General features: G+C 69.0%; 8 protein-coding genes. All 8 read left to right on the top strand.

Features of this window, described 5'->3' with window-relative positions:
- Positions 1–24: 24 nt before the first annotated feature.
- The 8 genes from P6F26_RS10375 (at position 25) to P6F26_RS10410 (ending at position 8,708) form a co-directional block, all read left to right on the top strand.
- Positions 25–582: a lipid-binding SYLF domain-containing protein gene (locus P6F26_RS10375; protein WP_278028609.1), complete on the top strand. Its 558-nt coding sequence runs from the start codon at positions 25–27 to the stop codon at positions 580–582.
- A gap of 88 nt (positions 583–670) precedes the next feature.
- Positions 671–3,142: a penicillin acylase family protein gene (locus tag P6F26_RS10380; RefSeq protein WP_278028610.1), complete on the top strand. Its 2,472-nt coding sequence runs from the start codon at positions 671–673 to the stop codon at positions 3,140–3,142.
- A gap of 228 nt (positions 3,143–3,370) precedes the next feature.
- On the top strand, positions 3,371–4,222 hold the full coding sequence (locus P6F26_RS10385; protein ID WP_278028611.1) for a LysR family transcriptional regulator: 852 nt from the start codon (positions 3,371–3,373) through the stop codon (positions 4,220–4,222).
- Between the two features lie 67 nt (positions 4,223–4,289).
- The gene (locus P6F26_RS10390) at positions 4,290–5,168 is read left to right on the top strand and encodes an ATPase (protein WP_278028612.1); all 879 of its coding nucleotides are present in this window, start codon (positions 4,290–4,292) and stop codon (positions 5,166–5,168) included.
- Between the two features lie 34 nt (positions 5,169–5,202).
- Positions 5,203–6,162 carry a homoserine O-succinyltransferase gene (locus P6F26_RS10395; RefSeq protein WP_278028613.1) on the top strand — a complete coding sequence of 320 codons (960 nt, stop codon included), beginning with the start codon at positions 5,203–5,205 and terminating at the stop codon, positions 6,160–6,162.
- Positions 6,159–7,109, top strand: coding sequence for an alpha/beta fold hydrolase (locus P6F26_RS10400; RefSeq protein WP_278028614.1), 951 nt, complete (start codon positions 6,159–6,161; stop codon positions 7,107–7,109). The genes P6F26_RS10395 and P6F26_RS10400 overlap by 4 nt, the downstream gene beginning before the upstream one ends.
- Before the next feature lie 73 nt (positions 7,110–7,182).
- The gene (gene ppk2, locus P6F26_RS10405; protein WP_278028615.1) at positions 7,183–8,085 is read left to right on the top strand and encodes a polyphosphate kinase 2; all 903 of its coding nucleotides are present in this window, start codon (positions 7,183–7,185) and stop codon (positions 8,083–8,085) included.
- Between the two features lie 5 nt (positions 8,086–8,090).
- Positions 8,091–8,708, top strand: coding sequence for a TetR/AcrR family transcriptional regulator (locus P6F26_RS10410; protein WP_278028616.1), 618 nt, complete (start codon positions 8,091–8,093; stop codon positions 8,706–8,708).
- Positions 8,709–8,787 lie beyond the last annotated feature (79 nt).

Genomic DNA, 8,787 nt, shown 5'->3' on the forward strand with positions numbered 1-8,787 from the left:
CGCAAACAGGAAGGCAGGCAGCCCATGAACAGGATTTCACGGCGCAATTTCATCGTGGCCGGGGGCACCGTTCCCCTGCTGGCGGCATGTGGCAACGGGTTGAATTCCGGCGCCGCGGCGCGGATCGACGACCGTGTGGACGCCGCCATCGGCTTCATGATCCAGGAGGTGCCGGGCACGGCCCAGCTGGCCGAGGACGCGGCGGGGATGCTGGTGATGCCGCTGGTGACGGAGGCGGGCTTCGGCTTCGGCGCGGCCTACGGGCGCGGTGCGCTCAGGATCAACGGCGCCACCGTGGACTACTACTCGGCGCTCGCGGGCAGCTTCGGCCTTCAGATCGGCGCGCAGCAATACGCCCACACGCTGTTCTTCATGACCGAGGACGCGCTGCGCAACTTCCGCAACTCGCAAGGCTGGTCGGCCGGGGCGAACGTGCGCTACGCCGTCAACGAGAACGGCGCGACGCTGGGGGTGGACACCACCGTCCTTCTGGACCCCGTGATCGCGGTGATCTACGGGCAGGCGGGCCTGATCGTCGGCGCGACGCTGGAAGGCACGCGCTACACCCGCATCCTTCCCTAGGGTCAACAGGCGCGGCGGACCTTCGCGCCCGGCTTGCATTTCGCCGCAGCGGGGTTAGACCCGAACCGTCGTCCCTCACCGAGGTCTCATGTCCGTCGTCCTGCGCTGGCTCCTGCGATTGGTGACTGTCGCCGTGGCGCTCAGCGTCGCGGCGCTGGCCGTTTCCGGCTGGGTCGCATCGCGATCGATTCCCGACTACGAGTCGGACTGGACCGTGGGAGGTATCTCGGCCCCGGTCGAGATCGTGCGCAACACCGCCGCCGTCCCGCACATCTTCGGCGAGACAGACGCCGACGTCTTCTATGGCCTCGGCTTCGTCCATGCGCAGGACCGGCTGTGGCAGATGCTCATGCTCAGGCGCACCGCGCAGGGCCGTCTTTCGGAGCTGTTCGGCCGCGCGACGCTGGAGATCGACGACCTCCTGCGGCGGCTCGACGTGGACGGCCATTCGCGCGCCTCCGTCGACGCGCTCGACCCCGAGACGGTCGCGATGCTCGAGGCGTATTCGGCCGGGGTGAACCAGTGGATCCGCCTCGTGGGCGAGGAGGCGCTGGGACGGGGCGCGCCGGAACTCCTGCTGTTCGAACCCGAGATCGCGCCCTGGCGTCCGGCGGATTCGGTCGCGGTCGTCATGATGATGGCGCTCCAGCTCGCCACGCATCACGAGGTCGAGGTGCTGCGCGCGCGCACATCGCTGGCGCTGGGCAACCCCGCGCGGCTCGCAGACATCCTTCCCGACGCGCCGGGCACGGGCGCGGCCGACCTCGCGGAATACGCAAGCCTCTTCGACGGGCCCCTGCCCCGCTTCGCCGAGGCCTCGTCCGCGCCACGCCATCCGCTGCATCCCAACGTGCAGGGCCGCGGGCGCGGCGGTGCCTCGAACGTCTTCGCGGCCTCCGCCGAACGCTCGGCTGCCGGGGGCGCGATCCTCGCCAACGATCCGCACCTTCAACTCACCGCGCCGACGATCTGGTATCTCGCCCGTCTCGAACTGGCGAGCGGCGCCGTAATCGGCGGCACGATCCCGGGAATGCCGCTGGTCCTGTCGGGACGCTCGGACCGTCTCGCGTGGGGGATCACGTCGTCCTATCTCGACGACATCGACCTTTATGTCGAAGAGTTGAACCCCGAGAACCCCGAGCAGTATCGCACGCCCGACGGCTGGGCCGAGTTCGAGACGACCCGCGAGATCATCGCGGTGGATGGCGAGGCCCCCGTCACGATAACACTCAGGCGCACCGAGAACGGGCCCGTGATCCCCGGCGTGCATTACGGTTTCGGCACCGTCACCCCGCCCGGACACGTCATGAGCATGGCGTGGACCGCGCTCACCGACGAGAACACGACGATCCAGTCGGGCCTGAAGCTGATGCGCTCGCGCAGCATCGACGAGGCGCTGGCCGCCGGCGAGGATTTCGTCGCGCCCTCGCAGACGCTGATGCTGGCCGACGCGGACGGGCAGATCGCCATGCAGGTGCTGGGCCGGATGCCGTGGCGATCGAACCGGCACCAGACCCAGGCCCGGATGCCCGCGCCCGGCTGGGAGGCCGACAATCGCTGGCTCGGGATGCTGCAATACTCGGCCAATCCCCGCTTCGTGGACCCGGAGGGCGGGCTTCTGGGCAACACCAACAACAAGATCGTGGACCGCGACTTCCCGCTTCACCTCAGTTTCGACTGGGGCGACACGCAGCGCATCACGCGGCTGACGCGGCTGATGCGGGACAGGCAGGTGCACACACGCGACAGCCTGATCGAGGCGCAGCTCGACACGGTGTCGGCGGCCGCGCGCAACATCCTGCCGCTGGTGGCGCGCGACCTGTGGTTCATCGCCGAGGCCGCACCCGAGGGCACCCCCGACCGCCGCCGTCAGCGCGCGTTGGAGCTTCTGGCCGACTGGAACGGCGAGATGAACGAACATCTTCCCGAACCGCTGATCTTCGCGGCCTGGATGCGCGCCCTGCAGCAGCGGCTGATCCGTGACGAGCTGGGGCCCCTCGCGGACGAGTTCTGGAAGGTCGAGCCGGTCTTCATCGAACGCGTGTTCCGCGACGTGAACGGCGCGTCCGACTGGTGCGACGTGGCGCGCTCGACCGCCGAGGAAGCCTGCACCGACATCGCCCGCATCGCGCTGGACGACGCCCTGCAGGAGCTGGTCGACCGCTACGGCGAGGATGTCGAAAGCTGGCGCTGGGGCGCCGCGCACGAAGCGCATCACGACCACCAGGTGCTGGGCGACACGGCCATCTTCTCGTGGTTGGTCAACATACGGCAGGCGACCTCGGGCGGGGACTTCACGCTCCAGCGCGGGTCGACGCCCGGCAACGGCCCCGAGCCCTACGCCAACACCCATTCGGCCGGCTACCGGGGCGTCTATGACTTCGCCGACCCCGAAAGCTCGGTCTTCGTGACCGCCACGGGCCAGTCCGGCCACCCGCTCAGCCGGCACTACGACGACCTCGGCGAGTTGTGGCGGCGCGGCGAATACGTTCCCATGACGCTCGACCCCGATCTCGCGCGGGCGGGCAACATCGGCGTGACGGTCCTCACCCCCAGGTGAAGCTCCGGCGGAGAGCGCGCCAGCGCTCGGCCCGTCGCCGAATACGCTCCTCCTCCACCATTTTTGCAAATCGGCGCTGTTCCTGCTCATAGGCGCTCGAGGGTTGCGGGAACGGGGTGTGGCTTGGATTGTCTCGCATTTCTTGCATCCTGTGGTTAAGATCCATCGGAAACATGGGCCTTTGCGCCAGGCCGCGCGACAGCGAAGATCGCAACCGGGTTTGCAGAAATGAAAAGCGACCTCTCGTGGAACGACCTCGTTCTCTTTGCCGCCGTGGCGCGGTCGGGGACGCTGACGGCTGCGGCCGGGCGCGCGGGGTCGAGCCCTGCCACGCTGTCGCGCCGCATGAAGGCGCTGGAGGCGCATTTTGCGCGGCGTCTGTTCCTGCACGGCGCGCAGGGCTACGCGCTGACGGCTGACGGGCGCGCGCTTCTGGAGCATGCGGGCGCGATGGAGCGCGCGGCGGCGGCCATCGCAGAATGGCGCGACGCGCGCGGCGGCCCGGTGAGGGTGCGCATCTCCGCCGGAACCTGGACCGCGCGTCACCTTGCGCGGCACCTCTCGGAATACTGGCGGCCCGATGCGCCCTTCGTGCCCGAATTCGTCCAGTCCAACCGCGACATGGACATCGCCCGGCGCGAGATCGACATCGGCATCCGCAACCGCAGGCCGGAGCATGTCTGGCTCGCCGGTCGCCAGACCGGCATCGTGGACTACGCCGCCTATGCCGCGCGCCCCGATATCGAGGGATGGATCGGCGCCTCGGACGACGCCGCGGCGACGCGCTCTGCCAGATGGGTGCGCGACACCCACGAAAGCGGCATCGTGACGACGGCCAACGATCCGCGCCTGATGCTGGAGCTTGCGCGGGCGGGTGCGGGACGGATCGTCCTGCCGGTCTTCGCGGGCGACGCGGAACAGGGTCTCCTTCGCGTGTCCGCGCCCATCACGGACCTGCGCTCCGAGGAGTGGCTGGTCTGCCACCAGGACGCCCGCCACGACCCGCCGATCCGCGCCGCGCTCGAGGCGCTGGCCGGTTTCCTGCGGAAGGCGGAGCGTCCCCGGCCCGTCACGGACTGAGACGGCCTTTTGCCGCGCGCGGCCCTGCGCTATGACACCCCAAACCCCCCGACCCGGACCCCAGCCCATGCCCCTTCTCTACGACAGTCCCGACGCCTGGCTTTCCGCCCCCGAGAAGCGGGTGTCGGTCTTCGGCATGTCCGGCCTGGGCAAGACGCGGCTCGCCTCGATCATGCGCGACCAGGGCGACTGGTTCCACTACTCGGTCGATTACCGCATCGGCACCGCCTACATGGGCGAGCACATCACCGACAACCTCAAGCGGCAGGCGATGAAGGTGCCGTTCCTCGCCGATCTGCTGCGGTCGGATTCGATCTACATCGGCTCGAACATCACCTTCGGAAACCTCGCACCCCTCTCGACCTTCCTCGGCAAGCCTGGCGATCCCGCCAAGGGCGGCCTGCCCTTCGAGGAATACATGCGCCGGCAGAACCTGCACCGCAGGGCCGAGATCAACGCGCTTCTCGATGCGCCGAGCTTCATCGCGCGGGCGCGCGACCTCTACGGCTATCCGAATGTCGTGTGCGACACCGGCGGTTCGATCTGCGAGGTGGTCGATCCGCAGGACCCCGCCGACGAGGTCCTGCGCACGCTGTCCGATCACACGCTGATGGTCTGGATCGAGGGGACCGAGGACCACGCCGCAGAGCTGATCCGGCGCTTCCGGGCGGCGCCCAAGCCCATGTACTACAATCCCGACTTCCTGCTGCCGCTGTGGCATTCCTATCTGGAGGAGCGCGACCTGAAGCCCGACGCGGTCGACCCCGACGACTTCGTGCGTTTCGCCTATTCCCGCGCGCTCGCGCATCGTGCGCCGCTCTACGCCGCGATGGCGCGCAACTGGGGCGTCAGCGTCACCGCCGCCGAGGTCGAAAGCGTCCGCGACGAGGCCGACGCCGTCGCGCTGGTGGCTGCAGCCCTTGGCAGGCGCGCGGCGACGGCCTAGTTCACCAGCTTCACGTCAAGGAAATCCCGCGCCGATGCCCATCCGCCTCCCCTCAAGCCTGCCCGCCTTCAAGGTCCTCCGCGACGAGGGCGTGATGGTCATGGGCCGGACCGCCGGCGACCGGCAGGACATCCGCCCCCTGCGCATCGGGCTTCTGAACCTGATGCCCAAGAAGATCCAGACCGAGACGCAGTTCGCCCGCCTGATCGGCGCGACGCCGCTGCAGGTCGAGTTGTCGCTGATCCGGATGAGCGACCACGAGACGCGCAACACGTCCTCCGACCACATGGAGGCCTTTTACCGGCCCTTCCGCGAGGTCGAGGCCAGCGGCGAGAAGTTCGACGGCCTCGTGATTACCGGCGCCCCGATCGAGCATCTTCCCTTCGAGGACGTCACCTACTGGGACGAGCTGTGCCGCGTTTTCGACTGGACGCAGACCAGCGTGCATTCGACCTTTGGCGTCTGCTGGGGCGGCATGGCGATGATCCACCACTTCCACGGCGTGTCGAAGCACCTCCTGAACGAAAAGCTCTTCGGCTGTTTCCGGCACATGAACCTCGCCCCAGAAAGCCCTTATCTCAGGGGGTTTTCCGACGATTTCGTAATGCCCGTAAGCCGCTGGACCGAGATGCGCCGCGACGAGATCGAGGCCGCGGGCCTGCCGATCCTGCTGCATTCCGACGAGGTCGGCCCCGCCCTCGTCGAGGACCCTGCCCACCGCGCGCTCTACATCTTCAACCATCTCGAATACGACAGCGGCACCCTGAACGAGGAATACCGCCGCGACCTCGAGACGGCGCAGGTCGAGGGCGCCGCGGTGCGGATGCCGGTCAACTACTTTCCCGGCGACGATCCCGCCCGCAAGCCGCCGAACCGCTGGCGCAGCCACGCCCACCTGCTGTACGGCAACTGGGTCTCGGAGGTCTACCTGACCACGCCCTACGACATCGAGGATATCGGCCGCAAAAGCACGGACCTCAGGGTTTCGCCGTGAAGCTCCTCGTCCTGATCGCCCTCGCCGCGGCGCTGGCCGCGGGAGCCACGGCATGGAAGGCCTCCCGCCACGAGCGTCTGGCCGAGGCCGAGTGGCCGCCCTCGGGCGATTTCCTCACCATCGACGGGCAGCGCGTCCATTACGTCGTCGACGGCGAAGGTCCCGACCTCGTGCTGATCCACGGGGCGAGCGGCAACCTGCGGGATTTCACATTCGACATGGTCGGCCGCCTCAAGGATCGCTACAGGGTCATCGCCTTCGATCGGCCGGGCCTCGGCTACACGGACCGGATCGACGCGAACGGCGCCTCCATCGCGCAGCAGGCCGACCTTCTGGCACGCGCCGCCTCCGAACTCGGCGCCCACAGGCCCATCGTGTTCGGCCATTCCTACGGCGGCTCGGTCGCGCTCGCATGGGCGGTGAACCGCCCCGACGCGCTGTCTGCCCTCGTCCTGTCGGCCGCGGCCTCCAACACCTGGGACACCGGCCTCGGCACCTACTACAGCGTGCTGTCGCACCCTCTCGGGCAGAAGCTCGTGATCCCGCTGATCACCGCCTGGGTGCCGGACCGCGTCGTCAGCCAGCAGATCGACGCCGTCTTCCTGCCGCAGGCGCCGCCGCAGGGCTACGATGCACGGATCGGCGCAGGCCTGACCCTGCGCCGCGTCTCGATGCGCGCCAATGCGCTGCACCGGGCGGGCCTGCTCGACGAGATCCGCGCGCAGGTGCCGCGCTACGGCGAGATCGCGGTGCCGGTCGAGATCCTCCACGGCGACGCCGACACCACCGTGCCGCTCCATGTCCATTCCGAGCCCCTGTCCCGGCAGATCCCGAACGCGGCGCTGACCGTGCTTCCCGGCGTCGGCCACATGCCCCATCACGCGGCCCCCGAGGCGACGGACGCGGCCATCGACAGGGCCGCGAGGCGCGCGACCCCGGCGCCCTGACCGGGCCGCGATTGCGCCCGGCCCGACGCGCGCCTAATGTGAAAGCCTGAAACATCTTCTCGAAAGACGCCGCATGTCCAATCGCACCGACACGAGGCCCTTCGACGGGGCGATCAGCCGCTACTTCGAGAAGGACGCCCCCGCCTCGGTGCGCAAGGCGATCAGGGACGCGCGCCACGGCGTCGTCCTCGCCGACGGCTATCCCTACGCCGCACGCATGAAGAAGGCCGACTACAAGGCGCAACTGCAGGCGCTTCAGGTCGAACTGGTCAAGTTCCACGCGTGGGTGCGCGACACCGGCCAGCGCATCGCGGTCGTCTTCGAGGGGCGCGACGCCGCCGGCAAGGGCGGCTCGATCAAGCGGGTGCACGAAAACCTCAACCCCCGCGTGGCGGGCGTGGTCGCCTTGCAGAAACCCACCAGCCGCGAGGCCGGCCAGTGGTATTTCCAGCGCTACGTCCACCACCTTCCCGCCGCGGGCGAGATGCGCCTCTTCGACCGCTCGTGGTACAACCGCGGTGTGGTCGAGCATGTCTTCGGCTTCTGCACCCCCACGGAGCGCGCGAGCTTCTTCCGGCAGCTTCCCGACTTCGAGCAGATGATGGTGGACGACGGCATCCGCCTGACGAAGATCTGGCTGAACATCGGCCGGGCCGAACAGCTGCGCCGCTTCCTCGATCGCGAAGGCGACCCGCTCAAGCAATGGAAGCTCAGCCAGATCGACGTCGACGGTCTCGCGAAATGGGACGCCTATTCCGACGCCATCGCCGAGACGCTGGCCATCGGCCACACCGCGCATGCGCCCTGGACGGTGATCCGCGCCGACGACAAGCGCCGCGCGCGCCTCGCCGTGATCCGCGCGATCCTCGCCACGGCGGCCTACGACGGCAAGGACGAGGCCGTCGTCGCCCGCCCCGACCCCCGGATCTGCGGCGGCCCCGAGATGTGGTCCGACCACTCGACGCCCGGATCCTGACCGCCATGTCCAAGCGCGGCTACCATCACGGCAACCTCAGGCAGGCGCTGGTCGACGCCGCGCTCGGCCTCATCGAGGAGAAGGGGCCGACGGGATTCACCCTGTCGGAGGCCGCGAAGAACGCGGGCGTCACCCCGGCCGCCGTCTACCGCCACTTCGAGGGCCGCGAGGACCTGATCGCGGAATGCGCCCGGCAGGGCCACGAGATCTTCGCCGACCTGATGGATTACTCCTACAACGACGGGAAGCCCTCGGCGCTCGCCGCCTTCGAGGCGACGGGCCGCGCCTACCTCGCCTTCGCGCGCAAGCATCCCGGCCATTACCAGGCAATGTTCGAAAGCGGCACCTCCGCCAATGCCACGCCCGAGCTTGCCGCCGCCGCCGCGAAATCGCGCGCGGTTCTGGAACGCGCGGCCGAGGCGCTCTCCCGGCACATTCCCCCCGAAAAGCGCCCGCCGCCCACGATGTTCTCGGCTCATGTCTGGGCGATGAGCCACGGCGTGGTGGAGCTGTTCGCGCGGGGCCGTCCCGGCGCCAACACGCCCTTCTCGCCCGAGGACCTGCTGGAGGCGGGGATCGGCATCTACCTGCGCGGTCTCGGCCTGATCCGCCCAGACGAGTGACGCGAGCGCCCTGCCCTTCATCTTTCGTGAAAATACGCCCGCCGGAGGCGGCGGATGCGGCGGGGCTCGATGCCCCGCC

The organism is Roseicyclus salinarum, assembly GCF_029624655.1.
In the GTDB taxonomy this organism is placed as follows: domain Bacteria; phylum Pseudomonadota; class Alphaproteobacteria; order Rhodobacterales; family Rhodobacteraceae; genus Roseibacterium; species Roseibacterium salinarum.